The sequence below is a fragment of the Nostoc sp. DSM 114167 genome, from assembly GCF_052692655.1.
The window spans coordinates 7148942-7173790 of record NZ_CP195116.1 but is presented as its reverse complement, the minus strand read 5'-3'; the positions used below and the strand labels follow the sequence as shown (position 1 = coordinate 7173790).

At 40.5% G+C, this 24849-nt stretch carries 11 protein-coding genes and 1 pseudogene; 7 read left to right on the top strand and 5 right to left on the bottom strand.

Annotated features, from left to right (window positions below; all coding sequences use genetic code 11):
• Positions 1-130: 130 nt before the first annotated feature.
• The 5 genes from NSTC731_RS30170 to NSTC731_RS30150 form a co-directional block, all read right to left on the bottom strand.
• A complete protein-coding gene (locus NSTC731_RS30170) occupies positions 131-598 on the bottom strand; it encodes a DUF2141 domain-containing protein (protein WP_445628157.1) in 468 nt (155 codons plus the stop codon).
• A gap of 78 nt (positions 599-676) precedes the next feature.
• Positions 677-1660 carry a glycosyltransferase family 2 protein gene (locus tag NSTC731_RS30165; RefSeq protein WP_445628156.1) on the bottom strand — a complete coding sequence of 328 codons (984 nt, stop codon included), beginning with the start codon at positions 1658-1660 and terminating at the stop codon, positions 677-679.
• 245 nt (positions 1661-1905) lie between these two features.
• A complete protein-coding gene (locus NSTC731_RS30160) occupies positions 1906-2910 on the bottom strand; it encodes an NAD-dependent epimerase/dehydratase family protein (RefSeq protein ID WP_445632210.1) in 1005 nt (334 codons plus the stop codon).
• Positions 2911-3114: 204 nt separating this feature from the next.
• Entirely contained in the window at positions 3115-4293 is a 1179-nt protein-coding gene (gene devC, locus NSTC731_RS30155) for an ABC transporter permease DevC (protein WP_445628155.1), read from the bottom strand.
• Between the two features lie 81 nt (positions 4294-4374).
• Positions 4375-5583, bottom strand: a complete 1209-nt coding sequence (locus tag NSTC731_RS30150; protein ID WP_445628154.1) for an ABC exporter membrane fusion protein — start codon at positions 5581-5583, stop codon at positions 4375-4377.
• A 1332-nt stretch (positions 5584-6915) separates the two neighbouring features.
• On the opposite strand from NSTC731_RS30150, the pseudogene NSTC731_RS30145 reads away from it, so the two are divergent.
• The 7 genes and pseudogenes from NSTC731_RS30145 to NSTC731_RS30115 all read left to right on the top strand — a co-directional run bounded on the left by NSTC731_RS30145 (position 6916) and on the right by NSTC731_RS30115 (position 24796).
• Positions 6916-7193: pseudogene (locus NSTC731_RS30145) on the top strand (hypothetical protein).
• A 247-nt stretch (positions 7194-7440) separates the two neighbouring features.
• Entirely contained in the window at positions 7441-12891 is a 5451-nt protein-coding gene (locus tag NSTC731_RS30140; protein ID WP_445628153.1) for a beta-ketoacyl synthase N-terminal-like domain-containing protein, read from the top strand.
• Positions 12892-13215: 324 nt separating this feature from the next.
• Positions 13216-14943: an SDR family NAD(P)-dependent oxidoreductase gene (locus tag NSTC731_RS30135; protein WP_445628152.1), complete on the top strand. Its 1728-nt coding sequence runs from the start codon at positions 13216-13218 to the stop codon at positions 14941-14943.
• Between the two features lie 306 nt (positions 14944-15249).
• On the top strand, positions 15250-20022 hold the full coding sequence (locus tag NSTC731_RS30130; protein ID WP_445628151.1) for a PfaB family protein: 4773 nt from the start codon (positions 15250-15252) through the stop codon (positions 20020-20022).
• Positions 20023-20240: 218 nt separating this feature from the next.
• Entirely contained in the window at positions 20241-21917 is a 1677-nt protein-coding gene (locus NSTC731_RS30125) for a PfaD family polyunsaturated fatty acid/polyketide biosynthesis protein (RefSeq protein WP_445628150.1), read from the top strand.
• Positions 21918-21919: 2 nt separating this feature from the next.
• Positions 21920-23434, top strand: coding sequence for a thioester reductase domain-containing protein (locus tag NSTC731_RS30120; RefSeq protein WP_445628149.1), 1515 nt, complete (start codon positions 21920-21922; stop codon positions 23432-23434).
• Positions 23435-23992: 558 nt separating this feature from the next.
• The gene (locus NSTC731_RS30115) at positions 23993-24796 is read left to right on the top strand and encodes an SDR family NAD(P)-dependent oxidoreductase (RefSeq protein WP_445628148.1); all 804 of its coding nucleotides are present in this window, start codon (positions 23993-23995) and stop codon (positions 24794-24796) included.
• The last annotated feature ends 53 nt before the right edge of the window (positions 24797-24849 follow it).

Genomic DNA, 24849 nt, shown 5'->3' with positions numbered 1-24849 from the left:
GATTGGAAATTGGGGATTGGGGATTGGGCATTGGAAAGAGGACAAGGGGCAGGGAGCAGGGAGCAGAGGAGAAAGAGGTAATTTTTATTCTCCCCCTGCTCCCCTGCTTCTTCCCCACTCCCCATTCCCTTTACGAATCCAGTGAATATTTCATGATGATGGTCACTGTTGTATTTTTGTTGACAACAAAACTGGCATCACGGAACTTTGGTGTACCTGTTTGTATGGACACAGTTGGATTTTTGGAAATCCCAAAACCTTCTTTGGGAATACCGAAAAAGTCTTTATTTAGTTTGCGATCGCCATTTTGATCGTCAACCACAGCGACAGCATAAGTTCCAGGTTTCAAACCGGAGAATTTTTTTGTTACAGAACTGCCAGTAATCTTAGCGCAGCCACTTTGAGCTTCACTAGCACTACTCATTGGAAATCCTTTTTCACTTGCATAAACTCGAAAGCAAATCTCACCTTTTTGGTGATGTATTCCATTTACTACAACATTAAGTGTTGCAGTTGGCTCTGCGTTCACTGTTTTAGCAAAGCTGATGCTCACTAAAGTAGCAAGCAAAACATGAGATAGTTGAGATCGTTTCAGCATAATTTTGTAATTAGGATAAGTGATTTTGGGGCTGATAGAAAGCCGCGTTAGTCAGCTTTGATTTGTGAACTGATTCTTTCAAAGAATGACTTGCTCTTCTTTAATGAATGCTGTTTTCCAATCTTTCCAAAGTACTTGCACCACACTTAGCAAATCTTTCAGTAAAAGATATTCTGTCCCTTTTAACTGCTGTTGTAAACTTCTATGACAACATAGCCGCTCATTCCAACTCAGGGGGCTACGCCATATAGAGAGTATGTACTCCCAGATTATTCTCCAATGTGGGAATAAAATTTGTCCTTTCTTTGCTGAATCAAACCACACTGTATACCCATAAAAATCGGGGAGCATACTCAAGAATGATTTTTGATTTGTATTTGTTAACAACAAATAATGGGGAAAGAACATACTCATTGATTGTTGCGGATGACTTCTGAAGAAAAACAGGTATTCAGGGATTTCATAAAACCTACCAAGAATACCAAGTCTTAACAAAAGAATTCCATCTGCATTACCGTAACCACCCATAGGCGGTATCTTTTTCAAAGCACTAGCGCGAATTACCCCGTAACATTGATTGCATAAATGCTTGGTCAGCAATTCGTGAAAACGCTCCTGCGGTTTTAGTGCATCGGCCTTGACTTTGATATCGTAATTTTGGATAAAATTCCCCTGTTCATCAATGAAATATGCCTGGGAGTGACACAAGATTATCGTAGGATCTTGGTCAAGCACCTCGACACACTTCTTGATAAAATCTGGAGAATGTAGATCGTCATGAGCTGCCCATTTAAAATACTCACCCGAAGACAGTTTCAAGACGCGATTAAAGTTACCAGCACAACCGATATTCGTGTCATTGCGGTAGTAACAAATACGTTGGTCTTGCTCGGCATAAGCTCTACAAATTTCTTCCGTTTTATCTGTCGATGCGTTATCTGAAATAATAAGTTCAAAATCTTCAAAGGTCTGAGCCAAAAGTGATTCTATGGCTTCTTTGAGAAATTTTTCACCATTGTATACAGGTAATCCGATGCTCAATCGTGGCTGATTGCTACTCATAGAAAACAAGTATTCGGAAAATCTGTGGATTATTTTCTGCTTAATTGTAGTTAGGTAGATGCAATGCAAGAATTCAGAAGTCAGAATTCAGGAGTCAGAATTTAGAATACTTTGATACCAAGCTGAATCATTTTAAGTAAATCAAGAGTCTTCTAGCTTCTTCATTTTGCAATCATTCTGTTAGCGATAGCGGGGCGTTTAGCCCATTATGGCTCCTGACTCCTGAATTCTCAAAAATATGTGAACTATTTCACCAAGCTTTGAATATCTGTTTTTTGCAGCCATTCATGTGTTTGCTGCATACCTAATTCTAGGTCAACTACTGGTTTGTAATTTAATAGATTTTGGGCTTTGGCAATGGAACAAGCATAGGGACGAGTCATAAAATCTATGGACTCTGGTAAAATATCAACTTTTTTCCGAAAAAGTTTTTGCCCTTGAACGCGTAGCTTTAGAAACAATTTGATTTCATCTTTTGATAATGAAAGAGGTGCTTGCAAATTTTCCATTGCTGCTAAACGCATAAAATACTCTTTCCACGAAGTTTCTTGTCCATCAGTGATATTAAATATTTCACCGTAGATTTCTTTTTCTATCGCGAGAAAGATGCCATCAATCAGGTTATCTATATATACATGATTGATTACTCCTTTAGCATCATTGGCGCAAGCAAATAATTTTTGGCGCATCATCAGAATTGGTCTGACTATCCAGGGAATACTTCCAGGACCATAAACATCTCCGGCTCGAATAATGATGATGCCAAAATCTGACGGATTATTCAGTTCTAGAAGTGCTGTTTCGGCTTCGATTTTCGTTTGACAGTAGGGATTATTTTCGCCAGAGAGTGGGCCGGATTCTGTAACACCATCAGGATAGTTAAAACCGTAAACCATCACACTAGATAAATGCACAAATGTTTTGACACCAGCTTGTTTAGCAGCTTTAGCCATATTGACAGTACCGCCAACATTCACATCACGAAAATGCTTAATTGCACCAGCTTCTTCAGCAATTTGCTCTGTATGTAAAACGATATCTACTCCCTGACAAGCCTTTTGAGCAATAGTAGAATCGGTGATACTACCAATAATTACCTCTACACCTAAATTCTGTAATTGTTTGTTCTGTTCTGTAGAACTTTGTAGTCCACGAACCTTCATCCCTTGCGCTATGGCTAACTCGGCTGTACGCAAACCGACAAATTCATTAATCCCGGTAATTAGGAGAGTTTTGTCTTTGAGGTTCATAAAATCGAAATTATTGTTAAATAGGTGAATTTGATTTGTTAGATAAAAGACTTTAAGTAATACCACATTTAAATATTGGTAAATACTTTTCATCTAAAATCTAAACTTTGTATAAGAAGAATTTTTCTGTGGAGAGGCTGCACTAATACTTAGCTATCAGTTTAGATCGTGGCAAAATAATTAAATTATTTTGCTACCAAGTAGCTAGAAAATCTCTCCCGGATCTGCGGAGCGAAGTTTATTGATAGCAAGCGCTCCTGATGTTATACACATTAAGACTGTTGAAGTTAAGACAATCACTGCATTATTAGTGGTCATAACTATTGGTAGTTTAGTTGCTTCTGCTGCAAAACTATACAACAATACAGAAGTAAGAAATCCTGGGATATAGCCTAAAATTGCTAAAATTAAAGCTTGCTGAAATACCACATTTAATAAATAGCTATTGGCATAACCTATGGCTTTTAAAGTGGCGTAAGCAACAAATTGGGTAGCAATATTGCTGTAAAGAATTTGATAAACAATAACCACACCAACAACCGCAGCCATTGTCAACATCAAATTAAGAATAAAACCAATAGGTGTTCTAACAGCCCAATAGTTTTTTTCAAAATCAATGAAGCCTTGGCGGGTAAAAACTTGGACATCACTAGGCAAATTTGCCTGTAAATTTTTCAGGACTTTTTCGGCATTAGCACCAGGTTTTAGTGAAATCAAACCGATATCTATCATATCTGCCGGACGAGTATTGGGATTTATCCGCAAAAAAGTTGAGTCACTAACAAGTAAATTTCCATCTACCCCAAAGGAAGGCCCTAATGTGAATAAGCCACCAATTCTCACTCGATAACCAATTAATGAGTTGAAGGGAAATATTTCAATTGTTTGTGCAGTCTCTCCCGCATTAAATTTTTCAGCTATTGGACCAAACTCTGGGCGAGAACCTCGGTCAAAAAGCACAACATCGGGAATTTTGAGTTTATCTAAATTTTTCTCAACTTCTGGAAGATTCATCACAGGTCTACCTGGATCGAAACCAATAACATATATTGAATATTTTTCACTAGTAGCCGGATTTTTCAGTTTGGCAAATTGCAAATACATGGGACTAACTGACTCTACGCCATCAAATCCCAGAGATTGATATAAACGAGTCCGCGAAAAGCTTTGATTTGAGGTCAAAGATTTATATTGCGAACTAACTAAAAATAAATCTCCCTTGAGATTCTGATGGACTGCGGTTGCACTGGAGTAGAGGGCATCTTGAAAACCAAGTTGCACAAACATTAGCAGCACAATAAAGCCAATTCCGGCTACAGCTACTAATAAACGAACTTTTTGCTGGGCTAGCTGTAGCCATGCTAAAGGAATTTTGAAAATCATGGATTTATTTATTATTTGTCATTTGTCATTTGTCATTTGTCATTGGTTAATGACCAATGCTCTATGCCCCATGTTCAATGACTAAATATGAATGGCGACATCGACTTGTAAGTTAGTGAAACGAGCGACCTTTTCACTGTCGGCGGGATTATCAATGGAGATTTTCACTTCCACTATTCTGCGGTCTGTATCTGAACCAGGGTTGAGGCTAAAGATGCTTTGTTTATCAACTTGCCAACCAATTTCTTTTACAGTTCCTTTTATTGTTCCAGGAAATGCAGTGCTGGTAATGGTAGCTTTTTGTCCTACACGCACTTTTTGAACATCGGTTTGATACACCTCTGCAATCACATACATTTGAGATGTCTTACCTATCTCAGCAAATCCTCTGGTGGTACTAATTACTTCTCCGGTTTTGGCGTGAATTTTCAAAATTTTGCCATTTATGGGAGATTTGATGTAACTTAAATCCAAGTCGGCTTTTGCTTGTTGAACAGCAGTTGTGGCGCTATTGACTTCGGTTTGTGCAACTTGAACATCTACGCTACGCACTTCACTGATACTTTTGAGTTGCGCTTGTGCTTGTTTGCGTTGTTCTTGGAATGTGTCTTGAGTTCGCTTGAGGGTGGCTTGGGCTTCTGTTAGCTGCTGTTGTGTAGTTTTTAGTTGCAAAGCTTTGCTATCTGCTACAGAAGCCGCGATCGCACCTTGTCTATATAATTGCTGATAACGATTATTCTCGGCTTGAGCGTTGTCTACTTCCGCTTGGATGCGGTCAATTGTCGCCTGTTGTGTCGCAACGTCTCCTTTATATTGTGGCTCTAAACGAGCAATTACAGCCTTTTGAGCATCAACATCTCCCGTTTTACCTCCAGATTTCACCTGCGCTAGTTTAGCTTTGGCAACTTGGAGTTGGTCTATAGCCTGTTGCAATGCGGTTTTAGAACGACCATAATTTTCGAGATAGGCCAGTAATTGCCCTGCTTTAACCGCATCTCCTTCTTTCACCAACAGTCTATCTACTCGCACCCCATTATTAGATGTAGGAGCAGTCAAAGTAGTAACTTCGCCTTCTGGCTCCAAGCGTCCTAAGGCTGTCACAGCAACTTTCGCAGGAGCAGCAGCTTTGGGAGAATTTGCTGGCGATGTCACAACTTTGGGTTTAGACCAATAGGGTGTCAAACTATAGAAAGCGATTAATCCAGCCGCTAAAGTCAGAGAAGCTGCTAAAATTACTTGCGATCGGCCTACGGGTTTTCTGAATAATCGACTTTCTTTATTTACTGCCATATTTTCATTCCAATTCTGCTTTTTTAGAGAATATCCTGGTTATATTTAGTCAATTAGAATAGACTCATCCGCAAATTACCAAGAGGGCTTTTCCTCTAGGTTTTCTACCTCGTTCGAGTGGATGGTTCTAAATTGGTTTTATATGAATTGTTGTACGCTTTTACCGCCCAAACTTAGTATTTTGGCGTGAAAATTAATGGCGTGTTACTTCAAAGCTTCCTAAGTTATATCCTAATTTGTCATCTAATCTCGTAGCGTAAAATACAATAGCGCTAGCCAGCAAACTTAACTTTCAAGAACAACCAAGCGCTAATAAAAATGATATCAAAACCTGGATAAACTTGTTATCAAGTATGGACTAAAAGTTGATTTTTGTCAACTCATTGAATTTGCATAAGTCCTGATTCTCTCACTAAAATATTTCATCACAATCAGATGAGGTGCTGAAAAAGTGTACCAATCGCTAATCTATTGTCTAGCAATTGAATACGTATAAATAGTTGGTTATTAAGCAGATTTGATATTACTAACAGATTATTATTATCAAGGTTGTGTAATATAAGACATTATTCTAGCGATTTCTAGTAGGGGTAATTGATGAATTGCCCTTACTTAAGCTATTAGCCCTGTTATTGATTGCAGATCGTGTCAGTGATAGATAAGATGCAAAACCTGAGCTTTGCTTAAGTTGACTGTTTACTGAAAATTCATTTAACTCATATTATGTTTATCTAGCAACATACTTAAAATTAATATTTGCTTTATAAATAACCACTTTGCTTCTTAACTTGACTTATATTAAAAAATAACCAAAAACTTTGACTCAATTATGATGCTTCTCTGAAAAATAATACTTATAGTTATTGGCTTTATCTATGTATTCATTGAATTTTTACTTATTAGACAACAGATTTGTAGTGTTAACTTAACCAAGAGCATATTTATGTTTAACCCATAGATAACAAAATTTTTCACATATTTATTTAGTTATAGATTATACTTTTATGCTAAATTTATTCAAAATTTCTATCAGTAAGAGTATATGGTTGTTTATAAAATAAGTTTAAAGGAATGATTTAGTTTCTGTAAAGTATGCTAGTGTTTTTATTAATTCAATGCTTTAAAGTGGTTATAGAAACTAGTTATTTAATTAATATTTTTAAATTAAAAATAACTAAAAATAACTGCGTTGTCATTACCTAGAGATCGTTTAATTACTTTTTCAACTTGCATAAACTCGGATAAAAGGCGGTGTCTTTTCTGTAACGAACTTGTCAACTTTACTGGGTTATATACCATAAAATATATTATCCTGGACGGTTACAACTAGCTATGATATTGATTGAGATACAGAACGTTTTTATTAACACCAGCTATGTGGCTGTGTTTAGGCTAGATAATCAAACGGTTTCGAGTGAAAAAACGTTTCTGTTTCCTTAGCTACTCCTCAGTTTTCCTCGCTCCAGTAGGATACCATTGCTCAAAATCTCTACTATTACAAATGGATTGAATTCACTGGTCAAGCAGCTATTACACTCCAAGACTATTTTACCAGTTTTAACAACGTCATCGACCTATTGTCACAATATCAAGAGTCTAGCGTTGGATAACATTTTTTCGCGATGTCTACGATGGTCACTGAGCCAAGTCGAAGTGCGGGCTACGCCTACGCAGTGTGCCAAAATCGCCTATAAATCTAAGGCTTTATGAAGGCAGTATGTGTCGTGTGGTGTCGATTTGGAGAAAAGCATTTAGCACAGATAAGATAGCTAGCTGCTTACAAGACGAGAGATTTTCATTATTTAGTAGGCAACAGAATTACTGTAGCTACACAATCCACAGTACTAACTATGCCCTATGTCTGCTTATTCAATTGATACTGCCTTAGCGGAGTTAGAGAGCCTTATCAATAATTGTGAAAAGGCTGTGATGAGGTCTATAGAGGAAAAAAACATGAAGTCAGATAAATCAGATAAATCAGTGTCAATTAACAAAATTAACAGACAATTACAACACAATCCTATCGCCATTGTTGGGATGGCTTCTCTATTGCCTCAAGCCAGAAATTTGCGGGAATACTGGCAAAATATAGTAAACAAAATTGACTGTATTACTGATGTTCCTTCCACTCACTGGAGCGTCGAAGATTATTACGATCCGAATCCGAGAACTACTGAAGATAAAACCTATTGTAAAAGAGGTGGGTTTCTTCCAGAGGTAGATTTTAACCCGATGGAATTCGGCATACCACCCAGCATTTTAGAAGTCACAGATGTATCGCAACTATTAAGTTTAGTAGTTGCAAAAGAAGCGATGGAAGATGCAGGTTATGGCGAAAACCGTGAATTTAACCGCGAGATGGTTGGGGTAATCTTAGGCGTGGCTATGGCCAAGCAATTAGGAATGCCACTTTCGGCGAGATTGGAATATCCGATTTGGGAAAAAGCACTCAAAAGCAGTGGTTTATCCGATGAAGATACCCAAAAAATCGTTGATAAAATCAAAAGCGCTTACGTGAAATGGGATGAGAACGCTTTCCCTGGAATGTTAGCTAACGTAGTCGCCGGACGAATTGCTAATCGCCTGAATTTTGGCGGGATGAACTGCGTAGTTGATGCCGCTTGCGCTAGTTCCTTCGGTGCTTTAAAAATGGCAATTAGCGAACTAGTTGAGCATCGTTCTGACATGATGCTGACTGGTGGCGTTGATACCGACAACACCATCATGGCTTACATCTCGTTCAGCAAAACACCGGCGGTTTCTCCTAGTGAAAATGTCAAACCTTTCGATGCTAAATCTGATGGGATGATGTTGGGTGAAGGTATCGCTATGCTTGTCCTTAAACGGTTGGAAGATGCTGAACGGGACAACGATAAAATATATGCCGTAATTAAAGGTATTGGTACTTCTAGCGATGGGCGTTATAAGAGCATTTATGCTCCCCGCAAAGAAGGCCAAGTTAAAGCTTTAGAACGCGCTTATGAAGATGCCGGCTTCTCTCCCGCTACCGTTGGTTTAATGGAAGCACACGGCACTGGTACAATGGCTGGAGATCCGACAGAATTCGGTTCTTTAAAAGACTTCTTTGATGAACACGATCGCAAAAAGCAGCATATCGCTTTGGGTAGTGTGAAATCGCAAATCGGACACACAAAAGCGGCTGCGGGTGCGGCGAGTTTGATTAAAACTGCTTTGGCTTTACATCATAAAGTATTACCGCCGACAATTAACATCACCGAGCCTAACCCCAAACTCAACATTAAAAATTCATCCTTTTATTTGAATACCGAAACTAGACCTTGGATTCGTCCAGAAGGGGAAGCACCAAGACGCGCAGGTGTCAGTTCCTTTGGATTTGGTGGAACCAACTATCACGTTGTTTTGGAAGAATATGAAGCCGACCAAAACGCTGCTTACCGCTTACATAGTGGTGCTAGTGAAGTGCTGTTGTTTGCTCCCACAGTAGAGCAATTGTTGAGCAAATCGGAAGAGATTTTAGATAAGTTGCGATTGCCAGATGCACCCGCATATTACGGGCAATTAGTCAATGAGTGCAAATCACAACAGATTCCCCTCTCTGCTCCCCGATTTGGGTTTGTCGCTGAGAATCTCGAAGAAGCCTGCAAGTTGCTGCAAACTAGCATTGACTGGTTGAAACTCAAAGGAACAGCAGCATCTTGGGAGCATCCCCAAGGGATTTATTATCGTTCCTCTGGTATGGAATTGGGTGGAAAAGTTGTCTCTCTATTTTCTGGTCAAGGTTCGCAATACTTGGAGATGGGACGCGAACTGGTGATGAATTTTCCTTTGATGCGCCGTCTGCATGGTTATATGGATAGCCTGTTGCTCAAAGATAATTTGCAGCCGCTTTCAGAAATCGTTTTTCCTCATCCTGTGTTTGGAGAGGCAGAAAAAAATGTCCAAATTGCTGCCTTACAACGCACAGAATACGCTCAACCAGCCATCGGGGTGTTGAGTGCAGGGATGTACAGCATCCTGCAACAAGCTGGGTTTAAGTCAGATTTTGTTGCCGGTCACAGCTTTGGTGAACTGACAGCGCTATGGGCTGCGGGGGTTTTGAGTACAGAAGATTACTTGTTCTTGGTGAAAGCTAGGGGTCAAGCAATGGCTGCACCCGAAGATCCGGATCATGATGCGGGTAGTATGTTGGCTGTCAAAGAAGACATCAGCAAAGTGGAAGCAGTGCTGAGACATTTTCCGCAAGTTGCGATCGCTAATCAAAATTCTCCAACTCAATTTGTCTTGGCTGGGCCGACCGCAGAAATAGCGAGAGTCAAAGAGGCTTTACATGAGAAAGGATATACAGCTGTATTGCTACCTGTTTCAGCAGCGTTCCATACACCGCTAATTGCCTTTGCTCAGAAATCCTTTGCGATCGCTACTAAGTCTGTCAAATTCCAAAGTCCGAAAATCCCAGTTTACAGCAACGTTACCAGTAAGCAGTATCCCAAGGAAGCCCAAGGTATTCAAAAAATCCTGGAAACGCACCTTTCTAATTCAGTGCTGTTTAAGCAGGAAATTGAAAATATCTATGCGGCGGGTGGTACTTGCTTTGTGGAATTTGGGCCGAGGAGAATTCTTAGCAACTTGGTGAAAGAGATTCTTGGCGATCGCCCACATATTACCGTATCTTTGAACCCCAGCACTCAAAAGAATAGCGATCGCTCTTTGCGAGAAGCAGTTGTGCAGTTGCGGGTGATTGGTTTGGCTTTGAATAACCTCGATCCTTACCAACTTCCCCAAACCATCCCCCCAATTGAGACAAAGAAGACATTAAATGTCCGTTTAAATGGGATAAACTACAGATCCGAAAAAACGAAAAATGCCTTCGCTCTCGCTTTGCAGGATGGGCATAAAGTCACATTACCCACCCCTGAATATCCTGATGCGGTTCCTTTATTTAGCAGCCCAGGTGTAACTCCACCTCTGACTGTAATTGAGACTAACGGACATAAAAAATCCACCCCAGCCATGAACGGTGTGACATCTAATATCATCACCCAGCCAGAGCAACAGATGAATCCTGTTACCCTGTCACAACCAGCCCAGGAATCTAAGATGCAACCAACACCAGAAAAGCTTACAAATTACGAACAACTTTTAGCAAGTTTAGAATATCTCCTGACACAGTTCCAGGAAAATCAAGCTGAGAATTTACAAGTTCACGGTACTTATCTCAACCATCAAATGGAATACGCTAAAGCATTTTTCCAACTGATGCAGCAGCAGAATTCTTTGTTGAGTGAAAGTAAATCAACAGCCGAAACTGCCAAAATGAAGCTAGTTGTCATGGAAAGCTTAGAGCGTAGCATGATGCAGTTTCATTCCCAACAAGGTGAAACCCTACGCATCCATGAGCAATATCTTCAAGAGCAGTTGGAATATACCAAAAACTTTTTCCAACTCATACAGCAAGAATATTCTCAAATCATCTCTGGTGAGGGAGCAACCCAACTAACAGAGATAAGTAATTTCACTCCGTTCACAACAGAAACAACTGTTAGTGATGCACCAGTACCCGCTACTACCAAGATAGTAGAAAGCCAGCCTTTGCCTGTAACTGAGCCTGTAGCTAAAAATGGCTCAACAGTTACCCAAGAACCTCTGCCGCCTGTTGTAGAGCCTGTAGTTGAAACTCCTGTATCCCAAGAGACGCGATCGATCGCGTCTCTACTGCCCACACCGCACTTCCCCACTGTCGAGACAGTAGAGCCTATAGCCGAGCCACCTGTTCCAGAAGTGGAACCCCAACCTGAAGTTGTAGTCAAAATTAGCTCACCTCCAGTCAACAACGTTGTTGCATTCACCCCAGAGCCAGCACCTACAACTGCTGCACCTGTACCTGGCGCAACCATCGATATTGTTGACTTGGATAAAAACCTGTTAGCCATCACCAGCGACAAGACCGGCTACCCAGTCGAGATGCTGGAAATGGACATGGACATGGAAGCGGATTTAGGAATTGACTCTATCAAACGGGTGGAAATCTTAGGGGCGCTACAAGAGATGTACCCTAACTTACCCAAGCCTAATTTAGAAGAACTGTCAGAAAAACGCACCATCGGTCAAGTTGTCGAGTATCTGCAATCTCACGCTTCCAAAAGTATTACTGTAGAAATTGCAGTTCACGAAGTACAACAAGCAGCCGATGTTCCAGTAGAGACTGTACCAGTAGTTGAGGTAGTTGTTGCACCAGAACCAAGCGTAGTTGTTGCATTCACTCCAGAACCAGAAGTTGCTACCGCTATAAGTGATGAATTTGCAAACTTAGGTGAAACTCTGTTAGCTATCACCAGCGATAAAACTGGCTATCCAGTCGAGATGCTGGAACTGGAAATGGACATGGAAGCCGATTTAGGGATTGATTCCATCAAACGGGTAGAAATTTTAGGGGCGATGCAAGAAATGTACCCCAACTTACCCAAGCCAAATATCGAAGAACTCGGCGACCTCCGCACCATCGGTCAAATAGTTGATTACCTACAGCAGTTGGCTGGAGGTGAAAAAAAAAAGTCTGAGCCTGAGTTTGTCCAACAGCAGCCACCCCAATTAGAACATGAACTAGAGCATAATATCCAGCGCCATCCTGTCAAACTCAGAAGCCTAGCACAACCCGATTATTTGGATTTCACTTTACCAGAGGGACACATCGGTTTAATCACCGATGATGGTTCCCTCACCACTTATAAATTAACTGAATCCCTAATCGAGAAAGGCTGGAAAGTAGTAGTTATCAGCTTCCCCCAATCGCTGATCGCCCAACAAGCGCCTTTACCCACAGGAGTAACCCGCGTCACCTTAGCAAACTTGAGTGAAGAACATCTTCAACAACAATTGCAAGCGATCGCATCTCATTGCGGAGCGATTGGAGCCTTCATCCACTTACATCCGATGTTTGTAGGAAATCACACCGGGAGTATTTCCTATAACGAATCAGAAAAGGCGATCGTCAAGCACGTATTTTTGATGGCGAAACACCTCAAACCCTCCCTCAACGAAGCTGCAAAGCATGGACGTAGTTGTTTCTGCACAGTTGCTCACCTTGATGGAGCCTTCGGCTTAGAGTACAAAGTCAACTTCGGTGCGATTGGTGCTGGTTTGTTTGGATTAACCAAAACTCTGAGATGGGAATGGCCAAAGGTGTTTACTCGTGCGATCGACCTAAGCCCCAGACTTGATGCTAAACAATCAGTACAAAACATCATCGCCGAACTTCACGACCCCAACCTTTATATAAGTGAAGTTGGCTACGGTTCACAAGGACGAGTCACGATTATCGCCGATTAAAAAGTTAATTAACGCCGTGTGCAACTTTCTCTCGAACCTAACCCCCAACCCCTTCCCTACAAGGGAAGGGGAGTAAGAATCAAAGCCTTGGCGAACACACAAGTCGAATTACCCCCCTTAATCCCCCCTTGTAAAGGGGGGAAACATGAAATCTAGTTCCCTCCCCTTTACAAGGGGAGGGTTAGGGTGGGGTAAAACCCTGGTTAATCAGCTACTTCAAACTTGTGTGTACACCGTAGCCCTGTGGAGGAGAGGAATAGAAGTGGGGTTTCAAGAATAAGTTACACATCAAAACCCAATTTATGCAGGTATTCACGAGGATTTATGACACAAACAGCCCAGCTTAGTCCATCATCTGTCTTTGTCGTGAGCGGCGGTGCAAAAGGGATTACGGCTGAGTGTACTATCAGATTAGCCCAACAGCAACCCTGCAAATTCATCCTCCTCGGTCGCTCCGAACTATTAGAAACCGAGCCAGATTATGCTCAAAATTCTGATGAATCCGCATTGAAAAAATGCATCATGGAAAATCTTCTTTCTCAAGGAGAGAAGCCCACACCCATGAATGTACAAAAAATATATAACAAAATTACCTCCAGCCGCGAAATTAAAAAGACTCTAGCAGCAATTGAAAAAACCGGAGCTAAAGCAGAATACATCAGTGTCGATGTTACAGATACGCAAGCTTTACAAGAAAAACTTGCCACTGCTGTGCAACATCTCGGCCCAATTACCGGAATCATCCACGGCGCGGGAAACTTAGCTGATAAGTTAATTGAAAAGAAAACAGAAGAAGATTTTGAAAAAGTTTACACTGCTAAAGTTCAAGGTTTAGAAAACCTGCTGGCTTGCGTCAACCCTAGTCAACTTCAGCATTTAGTTTTGTTTTCTTCAGTAACAGGCTTTTACGGAAATCCTGGACAATCTGATTATGCGATCGCAAATGAAATTCTGAACAAATCAGCCCATATATTTAAGCAAAGTTATCCCTCATGTCACGTAGTCGCTATCAACTGGGGCGCTTGGGATAGTGGGATGGTGACAGCAGAATTAAAGAAGATTTTTCAAGAGCGAAAAATTGACATAATTCCCATTGCTGTCGGCGCACAAATGCTTGTTAAAGAAATGGATAATGCCAACTATGCAATCTCACAAGTTGTTATTGGTAGCCCACTAGTTCCAATGGCTACAGAGCTAGATTCAGAATTACGAACTTATCGTATTCGTCGCCAAATGACATTGGAGGCTAATCCATTTTTACACGATCATACCATTGCTGGTTCTCCAGTTTTACCAGCAACTTGTGCAATGACTTGGATTATCAATGCTTCTGAACAATTATATCCCGGTTATCGGTTGTTTAATTATCAAGATTTCAAAGTTTTGAAGGGGATTACTTTCAATGAAACATTAGCGAAAGAACATATTTTAGAAATTGAAGAAATTTCTAAAGTTAATCTCGAACGAATCGAATTTAAAGCCAAAATTTCGAGTAAAAACCTTGAAGGGAGAATCCATTTTCATTTTAGCGCTCAACTTAATCTCCAGCGAGAAATCCCAGTTGCACCCATCTATGAATCTCTCAATCTCGAACCAGATAATATCATCACCGCGACAGGAAAAGCTTTTTACCAAAATGGTGGGGCGACATTATTTCATGGCCCCGCTTTTCAAGAAGTTAAGAGAGTTTTAAATATCAGCCCTGAAAAAATCACTACAGAATGTCTTTGGCCAGAACTCACACCACAGCAACAAGGACAATTCCCCGTCCAATGGGTAAATCCTTACACAACTGACTTGAGTATGCACGCCTTATGGATTTGGACACAACACTTTCATCAAGAAGGTTGTTTACCTGGAAAAGTGGAAAAATTTGAACAGTTTGAAGCGATACCACATAACGAAACATTTTACGTTTCTTGTGAAGTACTATCTAAGACACCAAGTAGTGCGATCGCCAACTTTATCATACACGACCGCCAAGGTAAAATCTATTCGCGAATGCTCGGCGCTCATGCCATTATTTGGTCAATGAAAATGCTCAGAAGCTAGTAATCGGTCAATTTTAAAGTTCGTAGTAAGGACTTTTATTGTTATTTTACAAGTATAGCTTTGCGTAAATTCGTGTAGAATTGAGGGTTTAAATTTAAACGCAAAGGTTCGCAAAGGGAAACGCAAAGGTTCGCAGAGAGTTCGCTAGAAATCTTGTACTAAGCAATAAAGTCTTTACTGCAAACTATCAAAGCTAGCTTAATCTTAGGATTGCTATAACTAGCCTCGTTCAAAGTTTGGGGAACAGCGTAAATCCTGCTTTTTAATTATCTCTTGCTAAATACCCAAACTCGGAGCATATAAATCGTGGAAAAAATAGCCATCATCGCATTATCATGCCTATTCCCCGATGCTAAAAATCCTGAAGAATACTGGCAAAACATCGTTAATCAAAAAGATTCGACATCCTCTGCAACCGTCGAAGAAATCGGAGTAGATCCGACAATCTTTTACAATCCAGTTAAAGGTACACCAGACAAAACTTATTCACTCAAAGGCGGATACATCCGCAACTTCGAGTTTAATCCATCTGAATACAATCTACCATCAGAATTTGTTGCTGGTTTAGATAACACTTTCAAATGGTCATTGTATGCCGCTAAACAAGCAATCGTACAAAGTGGTTATTGGGGTAATCAAACTGTTCTGGAAAAATGCGGCGTAATTTTAGGTAATTTATCATTCCCGACAAAATTATCTAATCAATTATTCTCGCCAATTTACCAGCAAGCTATTAATCCTGCTGTCAAAGAACTTTTGCAGTATGAAGACTTTAATTTAGCTGTCCCAAATGCTACCAAAGTATCTTTATACAATGCGATGATATCTGGTTTACCAGCATCTATCGTTGCTCAAGCATTATCACTATCTCAGATTAATTTATGTCTGGATGCTGCTTGTTCTTCTTCATTTTATGCGATTAAACTAGCATCTCATTACTTATGGTCACACAAAGCAGATGTGATGTTAGCTGGAGCCATCAGTTGTGCAGATTCGCTATTTGTGCGGATGTTATTTTCCGGTGTTCAAGGATATGCAGAAAACGGCATTAGCCGCCCCTTAGATAAATCCTCTAGAGGGCTAATTCCCGCCGATGGTGTTGGGATGGTAATGCTGAAAAGATATTCTGATGCCGTTAGAGATGGCGATCGTATTCTCGCTACCATTTGCGGTAATGGACTCTCAAATGATGGCAAAGGTAAGCACCTACTTAGTCCGAACCCTAAAGGGCAAATTCTAGCTTTTGAACGAGCCTATAATGAGGCAAAAGTTAGTCCCAAAACCATCGATTATCTAGAGTGTCACGCCACCGGCACATTACTAGGAGATACAACCGAATTTAACTCCATAGAAACATTCTTTGGTCAAAATCAAGCTGCGCCTCTGGTGGGTTCTGCTAAGGCAAATACTGGTCACTTGCTAACTGCTGCTGGCATGGTTGGCTTGACTAAAGTGATTTTGAGTATGTCTCATGGTATAATTCCAGCAACCATGAATGTTTCGGAACCTTTAACATCAGAAAATGGTACAATTTACGCCGACAAAATTGTTAGAACAGCTACAACATGGCCCAATAATAACGCACCAATTAAACGGGCAGCTATTAGCGCTTTTGGTTTTGGCGGCACTAATTCTCATCTGATTTTAGAACAAGGAAATACTACAGAATCAGTTGAATCAACTCCACCTATTCCTCCTACCAAAGTCGCCATTGTCGGCATGGATGCCTTTTTTGGTAACTGTAATGGTTTAGATGCTTTTGAACGCAGCATTTATGATGGCACACAACATTTTACTTCTCTACCGCCTCAAAGATGGCATGGGATAGAAAATCAAGAAAATGTTTTGAAAGAGTACGGTTTACCAGATGGAAAAGCACCAGTAGGGGCATATATCAAAGATTTTGAAATCGATACTTTATCGTGCAAAATCCCACCGAATGAAATAGACAAGTTAAACCCGCAACAATTATTGCTCCTGAAGGTTAGCGATCGCGCCGTCAAAGATGCGAAACTACAGGAGGGTGGCAATGTGGCTGTGATTGTTGCCGCCGAGACAGAATTCTCTGTGCATCAGCTACAGCAAAGATGGAATTTGTCTTGGCAAGTTAAGGATGGCTTACTCAACCAAGGAATTTCTCTACCTGATGAACAGCTTTCCCAACTAGAAACCATCGTCAAAGATAGCATTCACCAACCAGTAGAAATCGGCGAATATGTGAGTCACATCGCCAACATTATGGCGAGTCGGATTTCGGCTTTATGGAATTTCACTGGCCCTGCATTCACTGTCAGCGCTGGCGAAAATTCTGCCCTGAAAGCGTTGGAAGTTGCCCAAATGCTACTCGCTACGGGAGAAGTAGACGCGGTAGTTGTTGGTGCAGTAGATTTAGCCGGTGGTGTGGAAAATGTCTTGTTCCGCAGCCAATTTGCGCCAATTAATACAGGTGTAAATACGTTGGGTTACGACCAACAAGCTAATGGCTGGACGGTTGGGGAAGGTGCGGGTGCTGTTGTCCTCAAGCGTTACGAAGCTGCTAAGGAAGATAATGAACGCATCTATGCAGTAATTGATGCTATGAGTTTCGCACAAGGTAATTCTACTTTGAGTGACGCTTTGGTAAAACCTGATGCTTCAGCTATCAGCAATGTCTGCAAACAAGCTTTCCAGATGGCAGAGATTCAACCCACAGAAGTTAACTATGTGGAAGTCTTCGGTAGTGGCGTTCTCCAGGAGGATGAAGCTGAAATCACAGGTTTACTCCAAGCTTATCCGAAAGTGGGCAATGGTCTGCACTGTGCATTAGGTAGCGTCAAAGCCAATATCGGCCACACCTACACAGCATCGGGAATTGCTAGCTTAATCAAAACCGCTCTCTGTCTTTATTACAGGTATATTCCCGCCACACCAAAATGGTCTGGTGTCAAAACACCGCAAGTATGGTCAGGTAGTCCTTTCTATGTGGCAATGGAATCAAGACCTTGGTTTGTCGATAAAGGCGGCACACGCAGAATAGCAGCAATTAATAGCTTGGGTATAGATGGGAGTTACGCCCATTTAATCTTATCGGAGGAACCCAGCCAAGAGGAGCGCGACAACAGATATTTGCAACAAATGCCTTTTCATTTGTTTCCGATAGCAGTTAGCGATCGCTCCAATATACCAGATTTACTTAACCATCTCCAAAAATCTATCGAAGCTAGTTTTTCTTTATCAGCTACCGCCAGCCAAACATTCGCTACCTTTCAACAGCATTCTGAGCCGAAATACGTCTTATCAATCACCGGACGTAACACAAAAGAACTACTCAAAGAAATTGAATCTGCCCGCAAAGGTGTAAATAATGCCTTTGAAAAAGGAACAGATTGGCAAACACCAATAGGTAGTTATTTCACAGCGAAACCATTAGGTAAAACTGGAACAGTTGCTTACGTTTATCCCGCCGCAGTCAATTCTTATATTGGCATTGGTCGGACTGTTTTTCGCTTATTTCCGAAAGTCTTCGAGGATTTAAAAAGTAACAATCTCTACAACCGGGCAGCCGATGTTGAAAAGTTAGTTTATCCCAGAAGTTTACCTAAATTGACAACTAGGCAACTAGAAACTCTCGAAAAGCAATTGTTAGATGATTCACTAGCAATGTTTGAAAGTGAAATCGCCTTTGCTAGATACATGACAGCAATTTTCCGAGATGATTTTAAAGTCAAGCCACAATCTGTATTTGGGTATAGCTTGGGTGAAACTAGCATGATGGTTGCCCAAGGGGTTTGGAGTAATTTTGAGGGCGGAAGTAACACCTTAAACTCATCACCTTTATTTGGCGATAAATTATCTGGGCCGAAAAATGCTGTACGTGAATATTGGGGATTAACAGATTCACCAAACAACAATTTTTGGAATACTTATGTTCTCATGGCTACTCCATCTCAAGTTAGAGAATGCCTGAAACAAGAGAATCGCGTCTACTTAACTCAAATCAACACACCAGAAGAAGTATTAATTGCTGGTGATGATGCAGCCTGTAAGCGAGTAATTACAACTCTAGGTTGCAATTATTTCCCTGCTCCCTTCGACCATGTGATACATTGTGAAGCGATGCGATCGCAGTACGAGGAAATCAAGAAGGTAAACAGCTTACCATCACAAAATCTTCCTGGGATTGTGTTTTATTCTGCCGCCGATTATCAACCAGTTGCACTTGAAAGAGATACTATTGCTCACAATATCGCTAAAGGATTGTGCCAAGAACTTGATTTTCCGCAATTAGTTAATCGTGTCTACGGCGATGGAGTCAAAATATTTCTAGAAGCGGGCGCTGGTAGTGTTTGTTCGCGATGGATTGATAAAATTCTCGGCGACAAAGAACATATCACAGTCTCTCTAAATCGTAGAGGGATGGATGACCATGCTTCAATGGTCAAAGCATTAGCAAAACTACTCAGCCATCAGGTGAATGTGGATTTATCACCACTGTATAGCAAAGTCCAAGACACTGCTAATTCAAACAAAGCAACATTGAGAACAGTTACCTTGGGTGGGAAAGCGATCGCTGCTACAATTTTGAGTGAAGAAAATCGTAAAACTGTTGAAAATTTAGTTGAGGATATTAAGTGCGATGGCTTCGCCAACGCCAAGGGCGAACGCTTCAAAATACAGCATCCAGATATACCTAATATCCAACAAACTGAAATCACAGATTTTCTTAACACTTCCAACCACATAACCCAACAAGAAAGTCATTCCCCTAACATCTTGCTTCAGACAGAAGAAGTAAAACCGAAAAATATCATTGATAACGTTTTTGAACCGAGAGAACAATTACAATCTTCTGAGTCAAGCGCAATTAGACAGCCAACTCCTGTTTTTTCTCCACCCGTCAGAACTAAAAAAATTAGTAGCATCATCAGCATGTTCGATTTAAATAAGACCCAGTATCAAAAGCTAAATGCTAATAATTCAAAGATAACTAAAGCACACACAGCCTTCTTACAAGCTAGACAAGATTACAGTCAGCAAATGAGCGAAATCATTCAATTGCAACTAGCTTGCGCCCAAAACTTACTTAACGACGAATCTTAATATCTCATACCAATTCTCTCTCAACTTGCACCGCTTAATTCTTAACTTATCTCTTCCTTCGCGTCCTTTGCGTCCTTTGCGGTTCGTTTAAAAATTATTACGTGCATCTCCTAGAGAATTGGTATTACTCTCTTACTCTGTGCCCTCTGCGCCTCTGCGGTTCGTTAACAGAGTTTCACTTTTACCATCCATTGCTTGTAATCCGAGGGATAACTACCGTGACAACCGTAGATACGGTACTAAGTAAACACGATAATGGCCTTAACTTCTCCACTTGGTCTCATAACAAAAACCAAGTTTGGAAAGGTTCTTTAGAAACAGTATCTTTCGAGAAACAAACCATCAAAGATAAATTGATGGTATTAAATAAACCCTGCTACATCGTGAAAGTTGCCGGAAAAATCGGTGTCACCAACGAGGGCTATTTATCCCCTGGTGATAATGGCACAACAGCACAAGTAGAACTCTTAACATTTGCAGCCCCAATCCGCATTCAACAATTTGGCGACCCAAATTTTCTCTCCTCTTATGGAGTCAAATATGCCTACGTTACCGGCGCAATGGCTGGCGGAATAGCTTCTGAAGAAATGGTAATTGCACTAGGAAAAGAGCAAATTTTAAGCTCATTTGGTGCAGGTGGTTTAACTCCAGAACGTTTAGAAGCAGCCATAAATCGCATTCAACAAGCCTTACCTCAAGGGCCTTACGCATTTAATCTAATCCACAGCCCTAATGAACCTGCGATTGAACGCCGCGCTGTAGATTTATACCTCAAATATCAAGTAAGAACAGTAGAGGCATCTGCATTTCTCGACTTGACACCCAACATCGTTTATTACCGTGTTGCTGGATTGAGCTTAAATAGCAGCAATCAAATTGAAATCAAAAATAAAATCATTGCCAAAATTTCTCGGCGAGAAGTTGCGACTAAATTTCTGCAACCAGCACCCGCCAGAATCCTCAAAGAACTTCTTCAACAAGGATTAATTACTGAGTTACAAGCAACCCTTGCAGCTAAAATTCCAATGGCTGATGATATTACCGTCGAGGCTGATTCTGGAGGTCATACAGATAACCGTCCCCTGGTTTGTGTGTTACCTTCTATTATTGCCTTGCGGGATGAAATTCAAGCACAATATCATTACCAAACACCCATTAGAATCGGCGTAGCAGGCGGAATTGGGACACCACAATCAGCATTAGCAGCCTTTATGATGGGTGCTGCTTATGTAATGACTGGTTCCATTAATCAATCATGTGTTGAATCTGGGGCTTGTGAACATACCAAAAAGTTACTAGCCCAAGCAGAAATGGCTGATATGATAATGGCTCCAGCAGCAGATATGTTTGAAATGGGAGTCAAATTGCAAGTTCTCAAACGGGGTACAATGTTCCCCATGCGAGCGCAGAAATTATTTGAACTCTACCGCGCTTATGATTCCATTGAAGAGATTCCTTTGGCAGAAAGAGAGAAATTAGAAAAACAAGTTTTTCGCAAAACTATTGCTGAAGTATGGGAAGGAACTGCGGCTTATTTATCCCAAAAGAATCCTGAAAAACTTGGGAAAGCAGTCAATAATCCTAAACTAAAAATGGCGTTGATTTTCCGTTGGTATCTAGGATTATCTTCCCGTTGGTCTAGTTCTGGTGAAAAAGGTAGAGAAGTAGATTATCAAATTTGGTGTGGCCCGGCAATGGGCGGTTTCAATGACTGGGTACGCGGTTCTTATTTATCTGAACCAAATAATCGTGGTGTAGTTGATGTTGCTAATCAAATTATGACTGGTGCAGCCTTTTTGTACCGTGTCCAAAATTTGAAAATTCAAGGACTACAAGCTTCCGATTATTACAGTCAATATCACCCAGTTCGTTCTACATCATTGTTGGAGATTTAAAAATGACTATAAAACAGTCTTTCACAGCAGACGATATTCAAATATTTTTGGTGTCTAACTTAGCTAAGTTGCTAGGAGTTGCAACTGATGAAATAGATGTCACAGAACATTTAGAAAACTATGGGTTGGATTCAGCCCAAGCAATGATTCTAGTCAGTAACTTAGAAAAATTGCTAGGATTTCAACCATCTCCGTTATTGCTGTGGCATTACCCAAATATTGAAGCTCTTTCACAGCGTTTAGCTGAAGAAGTACAAGAAGGTTCACCAGTTCAAGATACAAAGGTAGTAGCTTCTAATGCCAACACTGCACCCTCAATTCTAGATTTAGGTGCTGAGGCTGTTCTTGACCCCACAATCCATCCCGGTGCTGCATCTAATGTGCTTGTGGGTGAACCCAAAAATATCTTTATCACTGGAGGAACAGGTTTTTTAGGAGCTTTTCTCATCCGGGAATTGCTACAAGAAACCAATGCCGATATCTATTGCTTAGTGCGTGCTGCTAATGGCGAAGAAGGCAAAAGCAAACTCCAAAATAATTTGGAACAGTATGCAATTTGGCAAGAAGAATTTAAGTCTAGAATTATTCCGGTTGTCGGCGATTTATCTCTGCCATTGTTAGGTGTTGGCTCTGAACAGTTTCAAATTTTAGCTACCAATATTGATACTATTTATCATAGCGGTGCTTTGTTGAATTATGTTTTTCCATACTCAGCACTGAAGGCAGCCAATGTTTTAGGCACTCAAGAAGTTTTGAGATTAGCTTGTCAAATTAAAGTCAAGCCTGTACATTACGTTTCTAGTGTTGCTGTTTTTGAATCCACAGCTTATGCTGGTAAGGTTGTTAAAGAGCAGGATGAATTCAATCATTGGGAAGGTATTTATCTTGGTTACTCACAAACAAAATGGGTAGCTGAAAAGTTAGTTAAAATTGCTCGTGACCGTGGACTTCCTGTAACTATTCACAGACCACCACTGATTTCAGGTGATAGCAAAACAGGCATTTGTAACACCCATGACTTTATCAATCTGATGACCAAGGGCTGTCTACAAATGGGATATTTCCCTGATGTAGATTATATGTTGGATATGTCACCCGTGGACTATGTAAGTAAAGCGATCGTTTATCTATCACGCCAAAAAGAATCCATAGGTAAAGCTTTTAATTTACAACATCCCCAACCTGTTTCTTTGAAAATACTAGTTGAGTGGATACGCTCATTTGGTTATTCAGTTGAAATGATTCCTTATGAAAAATGGCAATCTGAGTTAATCAACAATGTGACTTCTGCGGACAATCCGTTGTACACTCTGCGGCCATTTTTGCTGGAACGTTGGTCTGATGAACAACTGACTATTCCTGATTTGTATTTACAAGCTAGAAGACCCCATATTAGCTGCCAAGATACTCTTCATGCATTGGCGGGTAGTTCTATTGCTTGTCCTCCAATTGATTCTCAATTGTTTATGACTTATACCGCTTACTTGATTCAAAGTGGTTTCTTGAATCTCGCTTAGTAATTCACAAATTGCGTAGGATGTGTTAGCAAGGTAATGCACTATCCCTGATACTTGCGGTGCGTTATAGAAACCGTAACACATCCTACAATATATTTTTTAGCTCATGTTTTTTACAACACAGTATTACTGAATAGCCAATATTCCAGATGCCAGCAACAACACATATACTAACAGTGGCAATATAATTGCCCTGTTTTTTTATGCTCAATAATGTAAATTTTTAGTATTCACCTCTTGACAGAAGCAATCGAGGATAGAATGGTTAATGTCGGGCATAAAAGTTTTATTTTAACTGCTGGTTTTTGTGAGTAATCAAAAGCCCATACTAGCAGTATAAAATAACGTAACTTCTTTAATGCTCAAATTCTTAGATGCATAAATCCTAAATTTGCGTTTAGAATGCTACATCTATCTAACGCATCACACAAGCATTTGAAAGGGTAATAACTCAAGACGTTTATCGTCGGCTCAGATATTACGCGTACTTAATTGTAGAACGAGAATCACTGTAAATGCAACGCAGCTTCATCAAGTTGAATTCACCAATATTCTTACATGAACACAACACATCAAGGTCAGAGCAAAAAAACTGCTCTTATTACTGGAGCAGCCGGTGGTATTGGCTATGAATTAGCATGTATTTTTGCTGCTCATGATTACAATCTGGTCTTAGTAGACAGAAACGGGTTAAAGCTTGTAGAAATTGCAGGTAAATTCCAAAAAAAATTTGGAAATCTTGTCAAAACTATTGTCAAGGATTTATCTATTTCAACGGCTCCTGAAGAAATTTTCACAGAGTTGCAACTCGCCAATATTAATGTTGATGTGCTAGTAAATAATGCTGGGTTTGGTATCTATGGATTATTTCATGAAACAGACTTAGCGACTGAATTGGAAATGCTACAGGTAAATTTGGTGTGTCTCACCCATTTAACTAAGCTATTCGTGAAGCACATGGTAAAGCAAGGTGAAGGCAAAATCTTAAACGTCGCCTCGGCTGCTGCTTTTCAACCTGGGCCTTTAATGGCGGTTTATTTTGCTACTAAAGCTTATATCTTATCTTTTTCGGAAGCGATCGCTAATGAATTAGAAGGTACAGGTGTCACTGTGACAGTTCTTTGCCCAGGTTCAACAGAATCTGGCTTTCACGAAAGAACCGGGATGGCTGACTCTAAGTTGCTCAAGGGCAAAAAGATGATGGATGCACGAACAGTAGCCGAAATTGGTTTTCACGGCTTAATGAAGGGCAAAACCATTGTCATTCCTGGTTTTATGAATAAACTCCTGGCAAAAAGCGTCAGATTTGTACCTAGAAAACTCGTGACAAGAATTGTGAGAAATATGCAGGAAGATAAGTAAGGGGCATGGGGCATTGGGCACTTGTACTGAGCCAAGTCGAAGTATTGGGCATT

Excerpts from the sequence above, each read along its gene's own strand:
- NSTC731_RS30140 (WP_445628153.1), top strand. The coding sequence starts at position 7,441 with ATGTCTGCTTATTCAATTGATACTGCCTTAGCGGAGTTAGAGAGCCTT.
- NSTC731_RS30160 (WP_445632210.1), bottom strand. The coding sequence starts at position 2,910 with ATGAACCTCAAAGACAAAACTCTCCTAATTACCGGGATTAATGAATTT.
- NSTC731_RS30135 (WP_445628152.1), top strand. The coding sequence starts at position 13,216 with ATGACACAAACAGCCCAGCTTAGTCCATCATCTGTCTTTGTCGTGAGC.
- devC (WP_445628155.1), bottom strand. The coding sequence starts at position 4,293 with ATGATTTTCAAAATTCCTTTAGCATGGCTACAGCTAGCCCAGCAAAAA.
- NSTC731_RS30150 (WP_445628154.1), bottom strand. The coding sequence starts at position 5,583 with ATGGCAGTAAATAAAGAAAGTCGATTATTCAGAAAACCCGTAGGCCGA.
- NSTC731_RS30120 (WP_445628149.1), top strand. The coding sequence starts at position 21,920 with ATGACTATAAAACAGTCTTTCACAGCAGACGATATTCAAATATTTTTG.
- NSTC731_RS30115 (WP_445628148.1), top strand. The coding sequence starts at position 23,993 with ATGAACACAACACATCAAGGTCAGAGCAAAAAAACTGCTCTTATTACT.
- NSTC731_RS30170 (WP_445628157.1), bottom strand. The coding sequence starts at position 598 with ATGCTGAAACGATCTCAACTATCTCATGTTTTGCTTGCTACTTTAGTG.
- NSTC731_RS30165 (WP_445628156.1), bottom strand. The coding sequence starts at position 1,660 with ATGAGTAGCAATCAGCCACGATTGAGCATCGGATTACCTGTATACAAT.